At 71.6% G+C, this 20453-nt stretch carries 19 protein-coding genes and 1 tRNA gene; 14 read left to right on the top strand and 6 right to left on the bottom strand.

The window, feature by feature from the left end:
* The first annotated feature begins 16 nt into the window (after nucleotides 1–16).
* The 7 genes from AC069X_RS18765 to AC069X_RS18735 all read left to right on the top strand — a co-directional run bounded on the left by AC069X_RS18765 (nucleotide 17) and on the right by AC069X_RS18735 (nucleotide 8944).
* On the top strand, nucleotides 17–2311 hold the full coding sequence (locus AC069X_RS18765; protein ID WP_478729708.1) for a xanthine dehydrogenase family protein molybdopterin-binding subunit: 2295 nt from the start codon (nucleotides 17–19) through the stop codon (nucleotides 2309–2311).
* A 25-nt stretch (nucleotides 2312–2336) separates the two neighbouring features.
* Nucleotides 2337–2834 (top strand): hypothetical protein, encoded by a 498-nt coding sequence (locus tag AC069X_RS18760; RefSeq protein ID WP_478729690.1) that lies wholly within the window; start codon nucleotides 2337–2339, stop codon nucleotides 2832–2834.
* The gene (locus tag AC069X_RS18755; RefSeq protein ID WP_478729689.1) at nucleotides 2834–4225 is read left to right on the top strand and encodes a WXG100 family type VII secretion target; all 1392 of its coding nucleotides are present in this window, start codon (nucleotides 2834–2836) and stop codon (nucleotides 4223–4225) included. The genes AC069X_RS18760 and AC069X_RS18755 overlap by 1 nt, the downstream gene beginning before the upstream one ends.
* A 28-nt stretch (nucleotides 4226–4253) precedes the next feature.
* Nucleotides 4254–5459 (top strand): type VII secretion-associated serine protease mycosin, encoded by a 1206-nt coding sequence (mycP, locus tag AC069X_RS18750; protein WP_478729688.1) that lies wholly within the window; start codon nucleotides 4254–4256, stop codon nucleotides 5457–5459.
* Between the two features lie 26 nt (nucleotides 5460–5485).
* The gene (locus AC069X_RS18745) at nucleotides 5486–5899 is read left to right on the top strand and encodes a hypothetical protein (protein WP_478729687.1); all 414 of its coding nucleotides are present in this window, start codon (nucleotides 5486–5488) and stop codon (nucleotides 5897–5899) included.
* Between the two features lie 19 nt (nucleotides 5900–5918).
* Nucleotides 5919–8264: a hypothetical protein gene (locus tag AC069X_RS18740; protein WP_478729686.1), complete on the top strand. Its 2346-nt coding sequence runs from the start codon at nucleotides 5919–5921 to the stop codon at nucleotides 8262–8264.
* 164 nt (nucleotides 8265–8428) lie between these two features.
* Nucleotides 8429–8944 (top strand): hypothetical protein, encoded by a 516-nt coding sequence (locus AC069X_RS18735; protein ID WP_478729685.1) that lies wholly within the window; start codon nucleotides 8429–8431, stop codon nucleotides 8942–8944.
* Nucleotides 8945–8996: 52 nt separating this feature from the next.
* On the opposite strand, the gene AC069X_RS18730 is transcribed toward AC069X_RS18735, so the two are convergent.
* Nucleotides 8997–9071 (bottom strand) — tRNA-Cys (locus tag AC069X_RS18730).
* Between the two features lie 182 nt (nucleotides 9072–9253).
* Between AC069X_RS18730 and AC069X_RS18725 the strand changes: the two genes are divergently transcribed.
* From AC069X_RS18725 to AC069X_RS18710, 4 genes are all read left to right on the top strand, one after another.
* A complete protein-coding gene (locus AC069X_RS18725; RefSeq protein ID WP_478729684.1) occupies nucleotides 9254–10744 on the top strand; it encodes an MFS transporter in 1491 nt (496 codons plus the stop codon).
* A gap of 69 nt (nucleotides 10745–10813) precedes the next feature.
* Nucleotides 10814–11026 (top strand): hypothetical protein, encoded by a 213-nt coding sequence (locus AC069X_RS18720; RefSeq protein WP_478729683.1) that lies wholly within the window; start codon nucleotides 10814–10816, stop codon nucleotides 11024–11026.
* An 8-nt stretch (nucleotides 11027–11034) separates the two neighbouring features.
* Complete coding sequence (locus AC069X_RS18715; RefSeq protein ID WP_478729682.1) at nucleotides 11035–11418, top strand: type II toxin-antitoxin system death-on-curing family toxin; 384 nt, start codon at nucleotides 11035–11037, stop codon at nucleotides 11416–11418.
* Between the two features lie 182 nt (nucleotides 11419–11600).
* The gene (locus AC069X_RS18710) at nucleotides 11601–13388 is read left to right on the top strand and encodes a DEAD/DEAH box helicase (RefSeq protein ID WP_478729681.1); all 1788 of its coding nucleotides are present in this window, start codon (nucleotides 11601–11603) and stop codon (nucleotides 13386–13388) included.
* Between the two features lie 91 nt (nucleotides 13389–13479).
* Here AC069X_RS18710 and AC069X_RS18705 read toward each other — a convergent pair whose 3' ends face one another.
* Nucleotides 13480–14481: a hypothetical protein gene (locus AC069X_RS18705; RefSeq protein ID WP_478729680.1), complete on the bottom strand. Its 1002-nt coding sequence runs from the start codon at nucleotides 14479–14481 to the stop codon at nucleotides 13480–13482.
* 371 nt (nucleotides 14482–14852) lie between these two features.
* Here AC069X_RS18705 and AC069X_RS18700 point away from each other — a divergent pair, with 371 nt between their 5' ends.
* The gene (locus AC069X_RS18700) at nucleotides 14853–15494 is read left to right on the top strand and encodes an IclR family transcriptional regulator (RefSeq protein ID WP_007264382.1); all 642 of its coding nucleotides are present in this window, start codon (nucleotides 14853–14855) and stop codon (nucleotides 15492–15494) included.
* A 130-nt stretch (nucleotides 15495–15624) separates the two neighbouring features.
* Nucleotides 15625–16425, top strand: coding sequence for a S16 family serine protease (locus AC069X_RS18695; protein WP_478729679.1), 801 nt, complete (start codon nucleotides 15625–15627; stop codon nucleotides 16423–16425).
* On the opposite strand, the gene AC069X_RS18690 is transcribed toward AC069X_RS18695, so the two are convergent.
* The 4 genes from AC069X_RS18690 to AC069X_RS18675 form a co-directional block, all read right to left on the bottom strand.
* On the bottom strand, nucleotides 16352–17650 hold the full coding sequence (locus AC069X_RS18690; protein ID WP_478729678.1) for an MFS transporter: 1299 nt from the start codon (nucleotides 17648–17650) through the stop codon (nucleotides 16352–16354). The genes AC069X_RS18695 and AC069X_RS18690 overlap by 74 nt on opposite strands.
* Nucleotides 17647–17862 (bottom strand): hypothetical protein, encoded by a 216-nt coding sequence (locus AC069X_RS18685; protein WP_478729677.1) that lies wholly within the window; start codon nucleotides 17860–17862, stop codon nucleotides 17647–17649. Before AC069X_RS18685 ends, AC069X_RS18690 begins: the two co-directional genes overlap by 4 nt.
* Nucleotides 17863–17899: 37 nt before the next feature.
* Nucleotides 17900–18505, bottom strand: coding sequence for an ArsR/SmtB family transcription factor (locus AC069X_RS18680; RefSeq protein ID WP_478729676.1), 606 nt, complete (start codon nucleotides 18503–18505; stop codon nucleotides 17900–17902).
* Nucleotides 18506–18583: 78 nt separating this feature from the next.
* Nucleotides 18584–19054 (bottom strand): Lrp/AsnC family transcriptional regulator, encoded by a 471-nt coding sequence (locus AC069X_RS18675; RefSeq protein ID WP_478729675.1) that lies wholly within the window; start codon nucleotides 19052–19054, stop codon nucleotides 18584–18586.
* A 129-nt stretch (nucleotides 19055–19183) separates the two neighbouring features.
* Between AC069X_RS18675 and hppD the strand changes: the two genes are divergently transcribed.
* Nucleotides 19184–20329, top strand: a complete 1146-nt coding sequence (gene hppD, locus AC069X_RS18670; protein ID WP_478729674.1) for a 4-hydroxyphenylpyruvate dioxygenase — start codon at nucleotides 19184–19186, stop codon at nucleotides 20327–20329.
* The last annotated feature ends 124 nt before the right edge of the window (nucleotides 20330–20453 follow it).

Raw genomic sequence — 20453 nt, 5'->3', positions numbered from 1 at the left:
CACCACGACCACCACCCTGGCGACCGTGAGCCTCGGCACCGACGGCGACACCGAACAGCCGCGCCCCGTACGCGGAATCGGCGTCTCCGTCCCCTCCGCGGACGCCCGCGCCAAGGCCGAGGGCACCTTCCCCTACGCCGCCGACCTGTGGGCCGAGGGCCTGCTGTGGGCCGCCGTGCTGCGCTCCCCGCACGCCCACGCCCGCATCCGCTCCATCGACACCTCGGCCGCCGCCGAAATGCCCGGCGTGCGCGCCGTCATCACCCACGCCGACGTCCCCGGCGCGACCACCCACGGCCGCCGCATCGCCGACCGGCCCGTCTTCGCCCACGACGTCGTACGCCACCACGGCGAGCCCATCGCCGCCGTGGCCGCCGACCACCCCGACACGGCACGCCTCGCCGCGGCCGCCATCGCCGTCGAGTACGAACTCCTCGACGCCGTCACCGACCCCGAGCAGTCCTTCGGCGCGGCCCCGATCCACCCGGACGGCAACCTGATCCGGCACATCCCGCTGCGCTACGGCGACCCCGAGGCGACGGGCGAGGTGGTCGTCGAGGGCCTGTACCGGATCGGCCGCCAGGACCCCGCGCCCATCGGCGCCGAGGCCGGTCTGGCCGTCCCCCGGCCCGACGGCGGCGTGGAGCTGTACACCGCCTCCACCGACCCGCACACCGACCGCGACCTCGCAGCCGCCTGCTTCGGCCTGGAACCGGACCGCGTCCGGGTGGTCGTCACCGGAGTCCCCGGCGCCACCGCCGACCGTGAGGACGCCGCCTTCCAGCTCCCGCTCGGCCTGCTGGCCCTGCGCACCGGCTGCCCGGTGAAGCTGGCCGCCACCCGCGAGGAGTCCTTCCTCGGCCACGCCCACCGCCACCCGACCCTGCTGCGCTACCGCCACCACGCGGACGCCGAGGGCCGGCTGGTCAAGGTCGAGGCCCAGATCCTGATGGACGCCGGCGCCTACGCCGACGCCTCCGCCGAGTCCCTCGCGGCGGCGGTGGCCTTCGCGTGCGGCCCGTACGTCGTCCCGCACGCCTTCGTCGAAGGCTGGGCGGTCCGTACGAACAACCCGCCCTCCGGCCACGTCCGCGGCGAGGGCGCCATGCAGGTCTGCGCCGCGTACGAGGGCCAGATGGACAAGCTCGCCGCCGCCCTCGGCATCGACGGCGCAGAGCTGCGCCTGCGCAACGTCCTGGCCACCGGCGACCTGCTCCCCACCGGCCAGACGGTGACCTGCCCGGCGCCCGTCGCCGAACTCCTCCGCTCGGTCCGCGACTTCCCCCTCCCCGCCCTCCCCAAGGACACCCCCGAGGAGGAGTGGCTGCTGCCCGGCGGCCCGGAGGGCGCGGGCGAACCGGGTGCGGTGCGGCGCGGCGTCGGCTACGGCGTGGGCATGGTCCACATGCTCGGCGCGGAGGGCGCGGACGAGGTCTCCACCGCCACCGTGAAGGTGGTCGGCGGCACCGCCACCGTCATCTGCGCGGCCGTCGACACCGGCCAGGGCTTCGCCACCCTGGCCCGCCAGATCGTCCAGGAGGTCCTCGGCATCGACGAGGTGGCCTGCGCCCCCGTCGACACCGACCAGCCGCCGGCGGGCCCCTCCGCCCACGGCCGCCACACCTGGGTCTCGGGCGGGGCCGTCGAGCGGGCCGCGAAGATGGTCCGTACGCAGCTCCTCCAGCCCATGGCCCACAAGCTCGGCATGTCCACGGAGCTCCTCCAGATCCAGGACGGCCGGATCACGTCCTACGACGGGGCGTTCTCCATGACGGTCGCGGAGGCCATAGAAGGCAAGGAGCTCTGGGCGACCGCCCAGTGCCGCCCCCACCCGACCGAACCGCTGGACGCGGACGGACAGGGCGACGCCTTCGTCGGCCTGGCGTTCTGCGCGATCCGCGCGGTGGTCGACGTGGACATCGAACTCGGCTCGGTACGGGTCGTCGAACTGGCCGTGGCCCAGGACGTCGGCCGCATCCTCAACCCCCGCCAGCTGGAAGCCCGTATCGAAGCGGGCGTCACCCAGGGCGTCGGCGCGGCCCTGACGGAGAACCTCCGCTCGGTCTCCGGCCTGGTCCGCCACCCCGACCTGACCGGCTACGCCCTGCCGACGTCCCTGGACGCCCCGGCCGTGCGCATCGTCCGGCTGGTCGAGGAGCGGGACGTGGTGGCCCCGTTCGGCGCGAAGGCGGCGAGCGCCGTCCCGGTGGTGACCACCCCGGCGGCGGTGGCCTCGGCGGTCCGCGCGGCGACGGGCCGGCCGGTGAACCGGATCCCGATCAGGCCGTCGGCGGCGGTGGCCACCGCGTAGGGGCGAACGGGAAGGTTTCGCGGCGATGGACAACGCTCTCGGGGTTCCGGGAGCCGCGGGGGTCGCGGGGAGCGTCGCGGACGCGGCGCCGGCCCGGGCGAACGCGCTCGCGGTCGAGTACGAGTCGCTGACCGGGTACAAGAACCGGGTCGACGCGCTGCTCAGGACCCTGGACGGCTCGGCGGCGGACGCCGGGAGACTGGCCCACGGCACCCTGCCGGCGGGCAGCCTGGGCACGGGCTTCGCGGAGGCGGACGCCCTGTTCACGGCGTACGCGAAGGTCCACGGCGAACTGCGGAAGCTCTCCGAGGGCCTCGCGGGCCAGATCGAGGCACTGGGCATCGCCGTCCTGACGGCGGGCAAGGGCTACGGCGGCGTGGACGAGGACACGCAGGCCCGCATGCGCGCGCTGATCCAGCGGTCGAAGGACGAGTACGTCCCTGACCGCGACCCACTGGCGCAGCAGGAGCGGCGAACCCCGCCGGCCGGCCCGCCGCCCAGCACGTCGAAGGGCACGATCTGATGACGACGACGGACTTCGAGGGCCACTCGCACGAGCAGCTGCTCGCGATGACCGCCTCCCTCGACCCGGAGACGGTCAAGGCGCGGGCGACACAACTGGCCGAGGCGGCCGCCGCCCTCAGGGAGATCGGCGAAAGCCTCAAGAAGCACCGGGTCACGGGCTGGGAGGGCGAAGCCGCCCACGCCTTCCAGGACTGGGCCAGCCGCGCGGGCAGCGCGACGCTGCTGCTGGGCGACTACAGCGCGGCGGGCAGCACGTGGATGACCCAGGCGGCCCAGACGATGATCGAGGTCAGGGCCAACACCCCGGAGTACGACAGGGCGGCGGCACAGAACCTGGAGTCGGCCCGCAGACACCCCAACGACCCGGACGCCGAACGCATCGCCCGCACGGCCCACACGAAGCTGCACACGGACCACCAGCGGGCGGTGCAGCAACTGACGAAGCTGGCGCAGTCGTACGAGCTGTCGGCGACGCAGCTGAACAGGGCACAGATCCCGACGTTCCCGCCGCCACCGGGGGTGTTTGCGCCACTCGCTGCGATTAGCGACGGGGCCTACATTGCCGCGCCGGGCGACGCTTTCGTGGGTGCTGGGTCGGGTGGCTCTTTCCGCGGAGCCTCCGAGTACTCGTACGGAGACTCCTCGAATGGGCCCAGCCATGTGTTGGGCCGTTCGCCGATGCCGGACATCACGATGTCTCACACGACAGGGCTGACAACGCCGGTGGCTCAAGGTCGCGATGTGGACGTGAACCTTGACCACGTGGCCATCCTTCCGGAGAAGGCGTCAGCTTCAGTCCCTGTTCCACCTCTCGGAACGGGACAGGGTGGGCCTGGCGCGAACACTCCAGTCACGCCTCTGCTTCCGGCAATCGGTGTGCCGCCGATGGTGGGCGGCGGTACACCGCCCGTAACACGGCCGCCTGCTGGCACTGGAGGCAAGGTGGGAGGCATTTCGGTGCCGCCGCCGCGTGATACCGGGGTCGTGGGCGGCCGCCTGATCGCCCCGAGTGGACCCGCTGGGGGCATCCCCCGCGGCACAGTCATCGGCGCGGACGGACCGCATGCGGTCGGTCGTGCAATCCCGGGCATGGTGGGCGGCGGTTTTGGAAGCCCGCCCGGCGCTCCGGCGACCGGTCGTCGGCTGGCTATGGAGCAGGGCGGTGTTGTCGGAGGCCGTCAGGTATCCACGGGTATCCAGCCGTTCACCCAGGGTGGTTCAGGTCTTGTGCGGGGGTCGGGTGTTGGTGCGGTGGCTCATGGTGGCGTCGCTTCCCCGGTTCCGGCAAGGCGACATGGAGGCCAGGGGAGCCACCGCCCTGACTACCTGACCGAAGACGAAGAGACTTGGCAGGACGACCGTCGCGTTGTTCCGCCGGTGATCGACTGAGCGGAACGGACTCCTGCACAGGATGCGCATGCGGAAGGCGACCTCGGCCTTGGTGGGCTTGCTGCTGGTGGGGGTCGCGTCGACCATGGCTCAGGCGGAGACCGTGCGGTCCAAGCAGTGGCACCTGGATGCCATGAAAGCGGACGACATCTGGAAGATCAGCCGAGGGGAGGGGGTCACGGTTGCGGTGATCGACACCGGTGTTGCCCGCATCCCTGAACTCGAGGGGCAAGTGCTCCCAGGCAAGGACTTTGCGCCGGACAGCATCGAGGGTGATGCGCACACGGACTACGAGAGCCACGGGACCACCATGGCTGCGATCATTGCCGGCAACGGGAAGGGACTGGGAGGGGTGGACAGTACCTTCGGGCTCGCGCCGGGCGCGAAGATCTTGCCGCTGCGCGTCGACCTCCACGGGAATGGCATCTCCCGGGATTCGACCCTCAAGGACGCCATCCGATTTGCGGCGGACTCGGATGCCAAGATCCTCAATATTTCGATGATCGGGTGGCCTGATACGGAGGAGCTGTCCAGCGCGGTCGAGTATGCCCTCGACCGAGGGAAATTGATCTTCGCTGGTGTCGGTAACGAAGGTCATGACGAGATCTACTTTCCCGCCGGGACGCCGGGAGTGGTGGGGGTTGCCGCCGTCGACCGGGATGGCGCTGCGACCAAGGAGTCGAACCACAACGCGATGGTGGACATGTCCGCGCCCGGAACAGACATCGTCACCGCATGCAGCGGTGGTACCGGCCTCTGCACAGGCCACGGCACTAGCGACGCCACCGCCCTGGCATCCGCCTCCGCCGCACTCCTCTGGTCCGCCCACCCCACCTGGACCAACAACCAGATCCTCCGCGTCCTGCTCAACACCGCCGGCAAGCCCGTCGACGGTGTCGAGCGCAACGACTACGTCGGCTACGGCGTCGTCCGGCCCCGCATCGCCCTCCCCACCCCCGGCGACCCCGGCCCGGCGGACGTGTTCCCGCTGCCCGATCTGGCCGCCTCCGCAGCCACGACGGCACCAACGGCGGAAGCCACGACGGCAGCCGCAGGGGCTTCCGTTCCCTCGACCGGGCGAAAGATCACCGCATCCCCCGCACCCCAGGCCGGCCCTGCGGTAGACAAGGGCGACGGCGTCGGCAGCCCGACCTGGATCGCCCTCGGGCTGGGGGCCTGCGTCCTCATCGGCGGGGCCGTGGCCGCAGTCGTCGTACGCCGCAACAGCCGCTGACCGCAACCAGCAGGGGAGCGCACGGGATGTCCTTCGAAGAGGAGTGGGCCGCCGCGCGCGCCACCGCCGCGGCCAACGCCTCCCTCCGCCTCAACCACGCTCCCGGCGGAGCCACCGGCGCCGACCTCGCCCTCAACCAGGACCACATCGGCGCCATCGGCAGCGAGGCGTACAAGCTGCACTCCCGCCTCCAGGCCGACGGCCGGCACGCCACAACCACCACCGCCGAGGCCGCCGGCGCCCTCACGCGCGAGGGCTTCGCCAGCGGGGCCGCGCTCGCCAAGGCGAACACCCGCTGGGAGAGCCAGGTCAAGACCCTCGTCGCCGCCTGCGCCCAGATCTCCAACGGGCTGAACCACTCCCTCTCCTCCCACCGCAAGGACGAGCAGTGCCTCTACGCGGAGTTCACCTCGTCCAAGATCGACACGTTCTTCAAGTAGGCGCCAGGAGGAGCGAGCCGTGCTGACCTACGAGAACGTGCTGAACGCCCCGGTCGCCAAGCTCGCCACCGCCATCCGCGACTGGCAGGCGATGGCCGCCAAGCTGGAGGAGCTCGCGGAGGCCGCCCGCAACGGCATGAAGGCCAAGTCCGACAAGGCCGAGTGGAGCGGGGTCACCGCAGGGGTGGCGCGACCGTTCGTGGACAAGACGGCCAAGGAGTTCGAGGACGCCGCCAAGGAGGCCAAGGGCATCCACCGGGCCCTCGCCCAGGGCCACGCCACCTTCACCTCCTCCCGCGACCGGCTGAAGAGGATCGCCGAGGAGGAGGCCCCCGCCGCCGGGTTCCGGGTCGACGGGAAGGGCAGGGTCGAGCCGTTGCCCCTGGCCACCGACGCCGACCGGTACGCCGCCCGCCACGACCCCGACTACCAGGAGTCCCTCCGGGTCAACCGCCCCCTCTGGCAGGCGAAGGTCGACGCCGCCATCGACGCGTGCGACGACGTCGACCAGTCGCTGTCCCGGCTCCTGAACGCCAACGTCGCCGAGGACCACAACTTCACCGCCCCCAAGTACGCCGGCCTCACCGCCGAACAGGCCGGCCGGGCCACCGACCTCGCCCGCAAGGGCCGGAACCTCTCGCACGCCGAACTGGCCGAGCTGAACGAACTGCTGGCCGACAACGCCAGGACCCCCGCCTTCTCCACCGCCTTCTACGGCAACCTCGGACCGCAGGGCGCACTCCAGTTCTTCGGGCAGATGGCGACCGACACCCACTCCTACGGCAAGCTCGACGAGCAGCGCCTGAAGGACGTCCAGGAACTCCAGAAGAACCTGGGCCTCAACCTGGCCACCGCCACCCGCTCCACGAGCGAGCCACACCTCCCGGACAGCTACGCCCAGGAGCTCCGCAGGCTCGGCACCCAGCACATCCCCCTCGCCCGGTACGACCAGAACCCGCCGTACGGGTACCAGCTGCTGGGCGGGATCATGCGCTACGGGAACTACGACCCCAAGTTCCTGGTGCCGATCGCCGAACACGCCACGCAGATCCACGCCAAGGACCCGGACTTCTTCAACCAGGGCCGCCAGCTCAACGGCTACGGCAAGAACATGCTGAACCCCTCCGGGATCAACGGCGCGGGCTACGACCCGGTGGTGAGCTTCCTGGAGGCCCTGGGGCACAGCCCGGAGGCGTCGGCCGAGTTCTTCGACCCCAGGCGGGACCCCCGTGCCTATGGCAGCGACGGTATGGAGAAGCCCGGCGCCGCGTTCCTCGGCAAGGACGCGAAGGGGAAGGACATCGACGGCTACCTCGACTTCTTCTCCAACGAGAAGTACCGCTCCACGATCGACATGGAGGGCATGAACCCCGACGACTTGCCGAAGACCCGCGCGTACATGCCCGACGCCCTCGGTCATGCGCTTGAGGCAGCAGCCCTGGGCCACGCCTGGGACGACCCCAAGCCGCAGCTCAACCGGACGGAGGAAGGGGCGCGGGTCATGCAGGCCGTCGTGCTGAAGTACGGCGGCGACGCCGAGCTGCTCAAGGATCATGAAGTTCTCGCGGACAGCATGGGGCGCATGGCTGCCGGATACATCGACGACATCAATCAGGCGCTGAGCGACAGCGGGGGTGCGAGCGTCTTCGCGCCGAAGGCCGGTGACAAGCAAGCACATATGGATCTCTACCGGCCCGAGGCACGCGACCTGCTCGCTGCCTTGGGGCAGCATCCCGATGCCTACGCCACCCTGTCCACCGCTGAACGCGTCTACTCCGCGAGCGTTCTGGAAAGCCAGGCGGCGCACGGCACGATCGACGAGGGTCGCGCCCGGGCGGCGATCCGGACCAGTGCCGAGCTGCAGGGCATCCTCGACGAGTCCCGTGGCGAGCAGGTGAGGGAGGTCGGCGAGAAGAGGCACGAGGCGTACGAGAAGGCGCACGAACAGAGCGCGCACTGGGTCGAGTTCGGCACCACAGCAGCTATTGCTGCCGGTGTGGCCTTTCTGCCCGCCACGGCTGCGGCGGCAGGCGCGGCTGCCGTCGTCGTCCCCTTGGCCGTTGACACTGGTAGCGGCGCCGTGGAGCAGGCCGCCTCACACGTCATCGGAGAGTGGTCCGACGAAAGCAAGGAGCGGCACAAGGACAAGATCGACGGAGAGACGTACGCCTCCAATAAGGCGATGTACCAGGCCGGTGAGCACAGCGCCGAGGCCCCGATGCGGGCCTTCATGGAGCGCCAACGCGTCGATCCGAACAGCGCCTTCGGCAACGACTTCATCGAATCGATGCGCATCGGGTATGAAACGGGCAACTCGGTTGCCCGTCAGCAGGGTCACGAGGCGCAGACCAAAGGCGACAAGTGAGTCGAGGGCGGACAGGGCGCCGCCTGGTGGTCCTGTCCGTGTCCGGTGTGCTGGTCGCAGGCTGCTCTTCAGGGAGCGCGGAACCGTCGACGCGTGTCGATCCGCCGCGACTCCCCATCGGCCAGGTCTGTGCCGGACTCTTCCCGGCTGAAGGCGGCGAAGCAGTGCAACGGCTCCTGGAGTCGACAGCATTCCTCCTCCGGGACGAAGAGATGAACCCTGATGTCCGAGAGGTCGCACAGGCGATGGAGGACGCTTATAGGTCTGGGAAGAACATCCGTGACATGCCCGGACGGATCTGCGAGATCTCAGGAAGCCCGACGAACTCCTACTTCCACACGGCACGGGTGCGATTCAGGGCCTACAGCAAGCACGCCGGTGAACCGGCCGATTTCCCGGGTGTGGGTGACCGGGGTGTTCACGTCTCCACGCGGGAGAGGAAGGTCGTCTACCTCTCCTACGACTGTGTCAGCCCCCGCGTCGGCTCGACGCAGGACGTCCCCCTCCGGATCAGGCTGATGTTTCACGAGCAGTGGGACGAGAGCAAAGGCGAGGAGGTGCTCCGCCCCGACTACCTCATCGCCACCCATTCCGCCGCCCTCGCCGTCGCCCGAGAGCTCCGCTGTGCGGACGACGGCGGGCTCCCGGCCCGGGCCGAGGGGCTGCCGGCCGGGAGTTAGGGGCCGGGCATGCCGAGGGCCGTCCGGGGGAGTCCCCCGGACGGCCCTCGCGTGGAAGCCGTGACCGGAATCGAACCGGCGTAACTCGCTTTGCAGGCGAGTCCCTCAACCACTCGGGCACACGGCTGGGTGTGTGGTGACGCGTACGAACCTACGGGGGTGGGCGGGGGTGGGGAAGGGGTGCGGTGGGGGTGCAATGTGACTGCCATGCGGCGTTTACAAGGGCTTCCGGACCTAGGTCGCCGGGCCCATGCGGGATAGGTCCAAATGACAGGGGCGAGAGTGGGCTGTGGACCTTACTCTGGGGCGATGAGCGCCCTTGAACCCCGGATAACCGACGCCGCATCCGCCGCCCCGCCACCGCGGGGCGGCATCTTGGGGCCGGCGTACCGGACGCTCAGCGTCGGCATCATCTCCGTGATATTCCTGATCGCCTTCGAGGCCACCGCCGTCGGGACGGCCATGCCCGTCGCCGCGCGGGAGCTGGACGGGATCGGGCTCTACGCCTTCGGGTTCTCCGCGTACTTCACCACCAGCCTCTTCGCCATGGTGCTGTCCGGGCAGTGGGCCGACCGGCAGGGTCCGCTGCGGCCGCTGACGGTGGGCATCGGTGCCTTCGCCGCCGGGCTGGTGTGCTCCGGGACCGCGCAGCTGATGGGGGTCTTCGTCCTCGGCCGGGCCGTGCAGGGGTTCGGTGGCGGGCTGGTGATCGTCGCCCTGTACGTGGTGGTCAGCCGGGCCTACGAGGAGCGGCTGCGGCCCGCGATCATGGCCGCCTTCGCCGCGAGCTGGGTGGTGCCGTCGATCGTCGGGCCGCTGGCCGCCGGGACGGTCACCGAGCACCTCGGCTGGCGGTGGGTGTTCCTCGGGATACCCGCGCTGGTCGTCGTACCGCTGATGGTGGCCCTCCCCGCGATCCGGCGCACCGCCTCCGGGCCGGTGGAGCCCGGCGCGCCCGTCGCGTTCGACCGGCGGCGGATCCGGCTGGCGCTCGGGATCTCGCTGGGCGCCGGGCTGCTCCAGTACGCCGCCCAGGACCTGCGGTGGCTCTCGCTGCTGCCCGGGGTCGCGGGCGCGGCCCTGCTCGTGCCGGCGGTGCTGGGGCTGCTGCCGCGCGGCACGTACCTGGCCCGGCGCGGTCTGCCGTCGGTGGTGCTGCTGCGCGGGCTGGCGGCGGGGGCGTTCATCGGGGCGGAGAGCTTCGTGCCGCTGATGCTGGTCACCCAGCGCGGTCTGAGCCCGACCCTGGCGGGCTTCTCCCTGGCGCTGGGCGGGGTGACGTGGGCGGCCGGCTCCTGGGTGCAGTCCCAGGGGCGGACGGCGCCCTACCGGGAGCGGCTGATGGTCGCCGGGATGGTGATGGTGGCCCTGGCCATCGCCGCCGCCCCGGCGGTGCTGATCGAGGCGGTGCCGGTGTGGTCGCTGGCCCTCGCCTGGGCGGTGGGCTCCCTCGGGATGGGGCTGGTGATCGGCTCGACGAGCGTGCTGCTGCTGAAGCTGTCCGCCCCGGAGGAGGCGGGCGCGAACTCCGCCGCGCTGCAGATCTCGGACGCGCTGGCCAACGTCGTGCTGCTCGCGGCCGGGGGCGCGGCGTTCGCCGCGCTGGGCGGGGGAGCGGTGGGGGCCGGGCACGCCCTGACGGAGGGCGCGGGGGCCTCGCACCCGGCAGCGTTCCTGGTGGTCTTCCTGCCGATGGCCTGCGTGGCCCTGGTGGGGGCGTGGGTGGCGACCCGGCTGGACGGGTCGGGGGAGAAGGAGGGGAAGGGGGAGAAGGGGGAGAAGGGGGAGAGGGTGGAGTGAAGCCACCCCGGCCGGCGGCGGGTGGGAAATCCGGGTGAGAGTGCCGTTCCCCCTGGCTACGCTCGCGCCGTGACCGTGAACCCGTACGACCTGACCCTCCGCCTGCCCGCCGCCGATCACGCCGAGCTCGCCGACCTCGCCGACGCCACCGGGGTCGCCCCCGAGGCGCTCGCGCTGGAAGCCGTGCGTGCGTACCTGGGGCGGGAGCGCGAGCGGGTCGGGGTGGAGGCCGCGCGGCTCGCGGGGCGGCATGCCGGGCTGCTGAAGCGGCTCGGGCAGTGAGCGCCCGCGTGCCCGTCCGGCACCTGACGCTGGCCGAGGTCCTCGATCTCGCCCGGCACGCCTGCCTGGCCCGGGACCAGACCGTCGAGCTGCGTGCCCCCGGGCTGCTGGAGTCGGCCGTGCACCGGCCGCGGGCCCGCATGTTCGGGACACCGGCGTACGAGGACCCGTACGAGCAGGCGGCCGCGCTGCTGCACGGCATCGCCGTGAACCACCCCCTCGTCGACGGGAACAAGCGCACGGCCTGGCTCGCCGCCGCGACCTTCCTCGCCGTGAACGGCGTCGATCTCGCGGACGCCGACCAGGAAGCCGCGTACGGCCTGGTCGTCGACGTCGCGGCCGGCCGCGAGGCCGATCTCGCCTTGATCGCGCGGCGGTTGCGCTCGCTGTGACGCCCGCGCGGCGGAGGGTGTCCGCCCGGTGTGACCCTCGCCGCACCCGCCGAGGTCACGGGCCTGTCCCTCCGCGAGGGGCGGGCCCGCGCCGGTAAGGTGGCCCGGTTGTCCTACGTACGACCACGTCGGCGAGGACGGCCACGACTGCCACGACTGCCGAGAGCAACGAACCGGAGACCGTGACTACTACCGCCTCCCACCACCTCTCACCCGCCTTCCCCGGCCGTGCCCCCTGGGGTACCGCCAGCAAGCTGCGAGCCTGGCAGCAGGGGGCGCTCGACAAGTACGTCCAGACCCAGCCGCGGGACTTCCTCGCGGTCGCCACCCCCGGCGCCGGCAAGACCACCTTCGCCCTCACCCTGGCCTCCTGGCTGCTGCACCACCACGTGGTCCAGCAGGTGACGGTGGTCGCGCCGACCGAACACCTGAAGAAGCAGTGGGCGGAAGCCGCCGCCCGGATAGGCATCCGGCTCGACCCCGAGTACTCGGCCGGGCCGCTGAGCAAGGACTACCACGGGGTCGCCGTCACCTACGCGGGTGTCGGCGTGCGCCCGATGCTGCACCGCAACCGCTGCGAGCAGCGCAAGACCCTGGTGATCCTGGACGAGATCCACCACGCGGGCGACTCGAAGTCCTGGGGCGAGGCCTGCCTGGAGGCCTTCGACCCGGCGACCCGGCGGCTCGCCCTGACCGGTACGCCCTTCCGGTCCGACACCAACCCGATCCCGTTCGTGACGTACGAGGAGGGCAACGACGGCATCCGGCGGTCCTCCGCCGACTACACCTACGGCTACGGCAACGCCCTCGGCGACGGCGTCGTCCGGCCCGTGATCTTCCTGTCCTACAGCGGCAACATGCGCTGGCGCACCAAGGCGGGCGACGAGATCGAGGCCCGCCTCGGCGAGCCGATGACCAAGGACGCCATCTCGCAGGCCTGGCGCACGGCGCTGGACCCGCGCGGCGACTGGATGCCGAACGTGCTGCGCGCCGCCGACCAGCGGCTCACGGAGGTCAGGAAGGGCATCCCGGACGCGGGCGGCCTCGTCATCGCCGCCGATCAGGACGCGGCGCGCGCGTACGCCAAGCTGATCCGGGAGATCACGGGGACCAAGGCGACCCTGGTGCTCTCCGACGACGCGGGCGCGTCGAAGAACATCGACACCTTCAGCGGGAACGACGACCGCTGGATGGTCGCGGTCCGCATGGTGTCCGAGGGCGTCGACGTGCCCCGCCTCGCGGTGGGCGTGTACGCGACGACGATCTCGACCCCGCTGTTCTTCGCGCAGGCCGTCGGGCGCTTCGTGCGCTCGCGCAGGCGCGGCGAGACGGCGTCGGTGTTCCTGCCGACCATTCCGTACCTGCTGGGCTTCGCGAACGAGATGGAGGTCGAGCGCGACCACGTCCTCGACCGGCCGAAGAAGGCGGGCGAGGACGACGACCCGTACGCCGAGTCCGAGAAGGAGATGGAGGAGGCGAACCGGCAGGAGGACGAGGACACCGGCGAGGACGAGCAGATGTCCTTCGAGGCGCTGGAGTCCGACGCCGTCTTCGACCGGGTGCTGTACGACGGCGCCGAGTTCGGCATGCAGGCGCACCCGGGCAGCGAGGAGGAGCAGGACTACCTCGGCATCCCGGGGCTGCTGGAGCCGGACCAGGTGCAGCTGCTCCTGCAGAAGCGGCAGTCGCGGCAGATCGCGCACAGCCGGCGCAAGCCCGACGCGGCGGCGGACCTGCTGGAGCTGCCGGCCGAGCGGCGGCCGGTGGTCTCGCACAAGGAGCTGCTGGAGCTGCGGAAGTCGCTGAACACGATGGTGGGCGCGTACGTCCACCAGAGCGGGAAGCCGCACGGCGTGATCCACACGGAGCTGCGCCGGGTGTGCGGCGGGCCGCCGAGCGCCGAGGCGACGGCGGGGCAGCTGAAGGAGCGGATCAAGAAGGTGCAGGAGTGGGCGACCCGGATGCGGTGATCGTCCGCCTGCCGTCGTGAACGCGAGACGCGAGACGCGGAACGGGGCCCGTGCGCTGGTGCGCACGGGCCCCGTTCTCGTGGAGCTGTGATCAGGCGGTGACGCGGCGGCGCTTGCCGGTGCCGGCGACCAGGGCCGCACCCATGGCGAGGGCCACACCGCCGGCGCCGAGCGCCCAGCTGGTGGCGGCGTCGGCACCGGTCTCGGCGAGCTCGCCGCCGGTGTTGGTGCTGCCGCCGTTGTTGCCGGAGCCGGTGTTGTTGTCGACGATCGGCGTGGTGGTGCCGCCGCCGTTCGGCTTGGTGTTGTTGTTGCCGCCGGTGCTGCCACCGGTGTTGCCGCCGGTGTTGCCACCGCCGGTGGAGCTCTTGACGATCTTCGACTCGACGAAGGCCGTGTCGGAGAAGACGTCCTCGTCCACGTTGCTGCCGCCGGCGCCGATGACGGCGATGTTGCCGGCCGGGGCACCCGCGGCGAACTTGACGCGGAGCTGGAGGCTCAGCTTGCCGGCCGGGATCTGGATGTCGTCGGTCAGCAGCGCGATGACGGCGCCGTCCTGGCCTTCGAGCTCCACGTTGTGCCAGGCACCCTGGTGGAAGATCTGGACCTTGACGTCCTTGGCGGCCAGCTTCTCGGCCTCGTCGGCGACGGCCAGGACGAGCACGTAGCTGTCCTGCGCCTTGCCCTTCGAGTTGTCGACCGTGTAGGTCAGGTTGGTCCAGTCGCCGCCGGCCTTGAAGGAGCTCGGGACACCGTTGATGCCGAGGACCGGGCCGGTCGCGACGAGGTCCTCCTCGTCGAACTCGTCCTGCGGCGCGGGGGCCGGGGCGGGCTTGGCGGCGGGCTTCGCCGGGGCCGGGGCCGGGGCGGGGTTCGCCGGGGTCTCGACGGCCGGAGCCGGGGCCTCGGCGGCGGGCTTGGCCTCCTGCGCCGGGGTCTCGGCGGCCGGAGCGGCGGCGTCGTCCTTCGGAGCGGCGTCCGGCGTGGTGACGGCCGGGGTCTGGGCCTCGTCGGCCATGGCCGGGGTGGCCATGAGGACGGTCGGACCGACCACAGCGGCGGCGGCCACGACGGCCATGCGCTTCAGCTTCACTGTTGCTTGTCTCCCCTTGTATGCGTTCGAGGCACGTGTTGCCCCGACCCCCCCCAACATCTTTTTTGAACACGATCAGAGTAATGGGCGCGTAAACCGATTTTCGGCCAAGGGACATCACGAATCGATACAGCCCGATGGAGAAAAGGGCTGAAACCGGCAGTAGGCGACCGGATTCTGGACGAGGCCTTTCGCTCAGCGGACTCGCTCGCTACTGTCCCCGCATCGAACGCCCCGTGGCAGCGCCGCCGCGGGAGCGCAGCCGGTGCCTTGGCCGCTACCGGCGGCCTCTCCGTGCGTCGCCGAGGGACCGGCAGCGCTGCACCGCGTGGGAGTCACCGCCGCTCACCTAATACAGAGGGAGAGGCGTCGTGACCGCGGAAACCTCCCAGACTCTCGACCGAGGGCTCAGAGTCCTCAAACTGCTCGCCGACACCGACCACGGTCTGACCGTCACCGAGCTCTCCAATCGACTCGGTGTCAACCGCACCGTCGTCTACCGCCTGCTCGCCACGCTGGAGCAGCACGCCCTGGTCCGCCGCGACCTCGGCGGCCGGGCCCGCGTCGGGCTCGGCGTGCTGCGCCTGGGCCGGCAGGTCCACCCGCTCGTGCGCGAGGCGGCCCTGCCCGCGCTGCGCTCCCTCGCCGAGGACATAGGGGCCACCGCGCACCTGACCCTCGTCGACGGGACCGAGGCGCTCGCCGTGGCCGTCGTGGAGCCCACCTGGACGGACTACCACGTGGCCTACCGGGCCGGCTTCCGCCACCCGCTGGACCGCGGCGCGGCCGGCCGGGCCATCCTGGCCGCCCGCCAGGGCTCGCTCATCGAGCCCGGCTACACCCTGACCCACGGTGAGCTGGAGGCGGGCGCGAGCGGCGCCGCCGCACCGCTCGTCGGGATCACCGGACTGGAGGGCAGTGTCGGCGTCGTGATGCTGGCCGACGCCGTGCCGGAGCGGGTCGGGCCCCGCGTGGTCGACGCGGCCCGCGAGGTCGCCGACGCGCTGCGCTGAGCCGCCGCCGGACGGCCGCCCTTCCGACCGCCCCCCGCGCCGGGCCGCCAGGCCGTCGCGGGGCGGCCGGAGCGGTCCGTCCCGGGCCCGGCGGGCGGGCCGGGGGCACCCGGGTCGGTAGATTGGCCGGGTGCTCTCTCGTCTCACACGTCTGCCGCGTCCCGCCGCCCTGGCCGTCTGCGCCGCGCCCGTCCTCGCGCTGTTCGCCGTCGCGGCGTTCGCGCCGCTGCCCTTCGTGGTGGCGGTCCCCGGGCCGACGGCCGACGTACTGGGCTCCGACCAGGGCAAGCCGGTGATCACCATCACGGGCGCCCCGGTCCGGGACACCAAGGGCCAGCTCCGGATGACCACCATCCGGGCCACCGGCCCCTCCTCGACGGTGAGGCTGCACCAGCTCGTCGACCACTGGTTCAAGACGGACGAGGCGGTCATGCCCAGGGAGTCGGTCTATCCCTCGGGCGGCAGCGACAAGCAGATCGAGAAGCACAACCTGGAGGAGATGACCAGGTCGCAGTCGGACGCCGCGGCCGCCGCCCTCGGCTACCTCAAGAGGGACCCCCAGGCCGTCAAGGTCGACCTGAACCTCGCCGACGTCGGCGGCCCGAGCGCCGGCCTCCTCTTCACCCTCGGCATCGTCGACAAGCTCGACGGCGACGGCAGCGGCGGCGAACTCACCGGCGGCCGCAGCATCGCCGGTACGGGGACCATCAGCGCCGACGGCAAGGTCGGCGCGGTCGGCGGCGTGGGCCTGAAGACGCAGGCCGCACGCCGCGACGGGGCGACCGTGTTCCTCGTGCCGAAGGCGGAGTGCTCGGACGCGAAGTCCGACCTCCCCGAGGGCCTCCGGCTGATCCCCGTCACTTCGCTGACCGACGCGGTGGACTCCCTGCGGGCGCTGAACCGGGACGAGAAGTCGGTGCCGTCCTGCTGAACGGGGGCTTCCGGTCGAGGCCGCGCCAGGACGGGAACACCAGCGGGCTGAGCGTGGCCGTGAAGTAGACGGCCGCGAAGGCCAGGAGGGCCGGGGTGATGCCGAGGGCGTCGACCAGCAGGCCCGCCGCGAGGCCGCCCATCGGCATGGCGAGCTCGCTGCCCGCCATGCTGACGCTGGAGACCCGGCTGCGCAGGTCCTCCGGCACGAGATCCGAGATCACGGTGGTCAGGATCGGGTTGAGCACGCCCACGGCCAGGCCGGACAGGGCCATGGTCACAGCGAGGGGCAGTGGGGTGTCCGTGAAGGCCGCGACCACGTAGCGGGTGGCCCCGGAGACGAGGAAGGCTCCCGCGAAAACCGCCCGGCGGGGGAAGCGCTCGCCCCACGCCCCGTAGAGCAGGGCGCCGAGGAGGGCGAAGCCGCCGAAGAGGGAGACCATCAGGCCGAGGGTGGCGGCGCCGCCGAGGTTGTCGCGGCCGTGGACCGGCAGGAGGACGGAGGACCAGCCCTGGTCCAGGCCGTTGGTCATCATCACCATCAGCGTGATGCCGAGGAGGAGCCGGGAGCGGGTCAGGAACCGCCAGCCCTCCGAGAGTTCCCTGCGGTACGAGGCGAACGAGGGCTTCTCCGCGGCGCGCTGGGGCTCGGCGGCCGGGACGCCGCGCAGGAAGACGGAGACCAGGAGGGCGGACGCGGCGAAGGTGGCCGCGTCCATGAGGAGGACCGTTTCGGCGCCGAAGGCCGTGATCAGTACGCCCGCCACCGCGGCCCCGATCATCCGGGCCCCGCGCGAGACCGCGTCGTACAGGCTCGCCGCCCGGGCGACGGTGGTGCCGGCGTGCTCGGCGAGGCTGGGCAGCAGGACGTAGCGGGCGGTCAGGCCCGGGGTGTGCACGAGGCCGCCGACGGCCATCAGCGCGCACAGCATCCAGAAGTCGAGGAGCCCCGCGTGGTGCAGGAGCGGGATCGCGCCGACCGACACGGCGCAGATCACGTCGGAGGCGGCGGAGACCCGGCGGCGGCCGATCCGGTCGATGACCGGGCCGCCGACCAGGGCGGCGACGACGATCGGGAGGGTGGCGCAGAAGGCGACGACCCCGGCCCGGCCGGCGCTCCCGGTGGTCTGGAGCACGAACCACGGGACGCCGATCAGGGTGAGGGAACTCCCGGCGATGGAGATGGTGTTGGCGGCCAGGACCGCCGTGAAGGGCCGGCGGCTCATGCGGCGCGGTGCCGGATGCGGGCGTGCGCGGGGGGAGCCTGGATCAGGCGGGTGCCGACGGCCACCAGGGCCTCGCCGAGCCGGCTGCGCAGGGTGGGGGCGGTGGCGGCGGCTTCACGGGCGAGGCGCCAGGCGGCCGCTTCGGCGGTCAGTTCGGCCGAGCGGGCGGTGTGTATCAGGGCGTGCGGGAAGGCGTGCGTGAAGGCGTGCATGGCAGGACTCCTTCTGGGTGAACGCGAGGGGTGGGGGTCAGGCGTTGCCGCGGCGCGGGAAGGCGTGCGTGTGGAAGCGGACCGTCTCCGCGTCCTCGGCCTGCGGCAGGTCCCGGTAGCTGTTGACCAGCTCGTGCATCCTGTGGATCAGCTCGTGGCTCTGGGCGGGGGTCAGGCGCAGCGTGAAGTCGCTGAGGTCCGACGAAGCCCGCCATTCCTTGGGCCAGTTGTGGGAGTCACCGAGCCAGGTGCCGAGCTCCTGGGTGTGGATCGTCGCGATCTCGTGGAGGAAGGCGTCGGCGGCGCCGCGCGTCTGCGGGTCGCTGTCGTCGAACATCAGCGACTCGTCGAAGGCCGTGCCGTCGTGGGCGGCCTTCCACCAGCGCTCGCGGCCCTTGCCGTGCCCGGGCGCGTCCTCGACGAAGCCGTGCGCGGCGAGCCGGCGCAGGTGGTAGCTGGTCGAGCCGCTGGACTCGCCGAGCCGCTCCGCCAGCCGGGAGGCGGTGGCGGGTCCGTCGTGGCGCAGGGCGGCGAGCATGCGCATGCGCAGGGGGTGGGCGAGGCCGCGCAGGGAGCGGGCGTCGAGCGTCCGGACCGTGGGCTGCGGCGACCCCGGGGAGGTGCCGGCGTTCTTCTCGGGCATGGCTCAACCGTAAGGTTGCAAAGGATTCTCTGCAAGGGTTTCTTTGCAACCTTCTCTTTGCATGCCCGGGGAGGGGGCTCAGCTGTCCGCGGCCGCCTGTTCCACCAGGGGGATGATCCGCAGCGGGACCGGGTTCTCCATCACGATCGCCGTCGACGCCCGCACGATCCCCTCGAAGCCGACCACCCGGTCGATCACCCGCTGGAGGTCGGCGTTCGACCGCGCCACCAGCCGGCACAGCATGTCCCCGTGCCCGGTGGTCGTGTGCAGCTCCAGCACCTCCGGCACCCCCGCCAGGTGGGCCCGTACGTCCGCCCCCTGCCCCTGCTTGATCTCCAGCGTGGCGAACGCCGTCACCGGATACCCCAGTGCCGTCGGGTCGACCTGCGGGCCGAAGCCGCGGATGACCCCGCTCGACTGGAGCCGGTCCAGCCGCGCCTGCACCGTCCCGCGCGCCACCCCGAGCCGGCGCGAGGCCTCCAGGACCCCGATGCGCGGCTCGCGCGCCAGCAGGACGATGAGGCGCCCGTCGAGTTCGTCGATGCCCATGGAAACCTTCCCCGGATCGGCTGGTCATACTGCACAGATCTCTCAGCCATGCTGGGGCTTCGCTGGGCATTCTGTACAGCGGAAAGGGAAACTATTGCGCAGCTTGCGGAAGAGCGGGAATCTGCGCTCATGACTGAGACCCTGGACACCACCCCGCAGACCGCGCGTGAGGCAGACCCCTTCCCGGTGAAGGGCATGGACGCGGTCGTCTTCGCCGTCGGCAACGCCAAGCAGGCCGCGCACTACTACTCGACCGCCTTCGGCATGAAGCTCGTGGCCTACTCCGGACCGGAGAACGGCAGCCGCGAGACCGCCAGCTACGTCCTGACCAACGGCTCCGCCCGCTTCGTCCTGACCTCGGTCATCAAGGCGACCACGGACCACGGCCGGTTCATCGCCGAGCACGTCGCCGAGCACGGCGACGGCGTCATCGACCTCGCCATCGAGGTCCCCGACGCCCGCGCGGCCTACGCGTACGCCGTCGAGCAGGGCGCGCGCGGCCTGGACGAGCCGTACGAGGTCAAGGACGAGAACGGCACCGTCGTGCTCGCCGCGATCGCCACCTACGGCCAGACCCGCCACACGCTCGTCGAGCGCGTCGACTACACCGGCCCCTACCTGCCCGGCTACACGGCCGTCGAGCCGATGGTGGCCCCGCCGGCCAAGCGGACCTTCCAGGCGATCGACCACTGCGTCGGCAACGTCGAGCTGGGCCGCATGAACGAGTGGGTCTCGTTCTACAACAAGGTCATGGGCTTCACGAACATGAAGGAATTCGTGGGCGACGACATCGCGACCGAGTACTCGGCGCTGATGTCCAAGGTGGTCGCGGACGGCACCAAGAAGGTGAAGTTCCCGATCAACGAGCCGGCGATCGCGAAGAAGAAGTCGCAGATCGACGAGTACCTGGAGTTCTACAACGGCCCCGGTGTCCAGCACATCGCGCTGGCCTCGAACGACATCGTCGCGACCGTGCGGACCATGCGGGCCGCGGGTGTGGAGTTCCTGTCCGTGCCGGACGCGTACTACGACACCCTCGGCGAGTGGGTCGGCGACACCCGCGTGCCGATCGACGAGCTGCGCGAGCTGAAGATCCTCGCGGACCGCGACGAGGACGGCTACCTGCTGCAGATCTTCACCAAGCCGGTGCAGGACCGCCCGACGGTGTTCTTCGAGATCATCGAGCGGCACGGGTCGATGGGCTTCGGCAAGGGCAACTTCAAGGCCCTGTTCGAGGCGATCGAGCGGGAGCAGGAGAAGCGCGGCAACCTGTAGGCCGCGCGGGTCTTCCGGGTCTCACGGCCCCGCCGGACGACTCCGGCGGGGCCGTTCCGCTCGCGCGGGGCCGTTTCCCCGGGGCGGGGCCGTTCCCCGGGGCGGGGCCGGGTCGCGCGGCGGC

The sequence above is a fragment of the Streptomyces sp. NPDC043896 genome (assembly GCF_056435605.1).
Note: the sequence above shows the minus strand (reverse complement) of the source record. Positions and strands in the feature narration are given on the sequence as shown.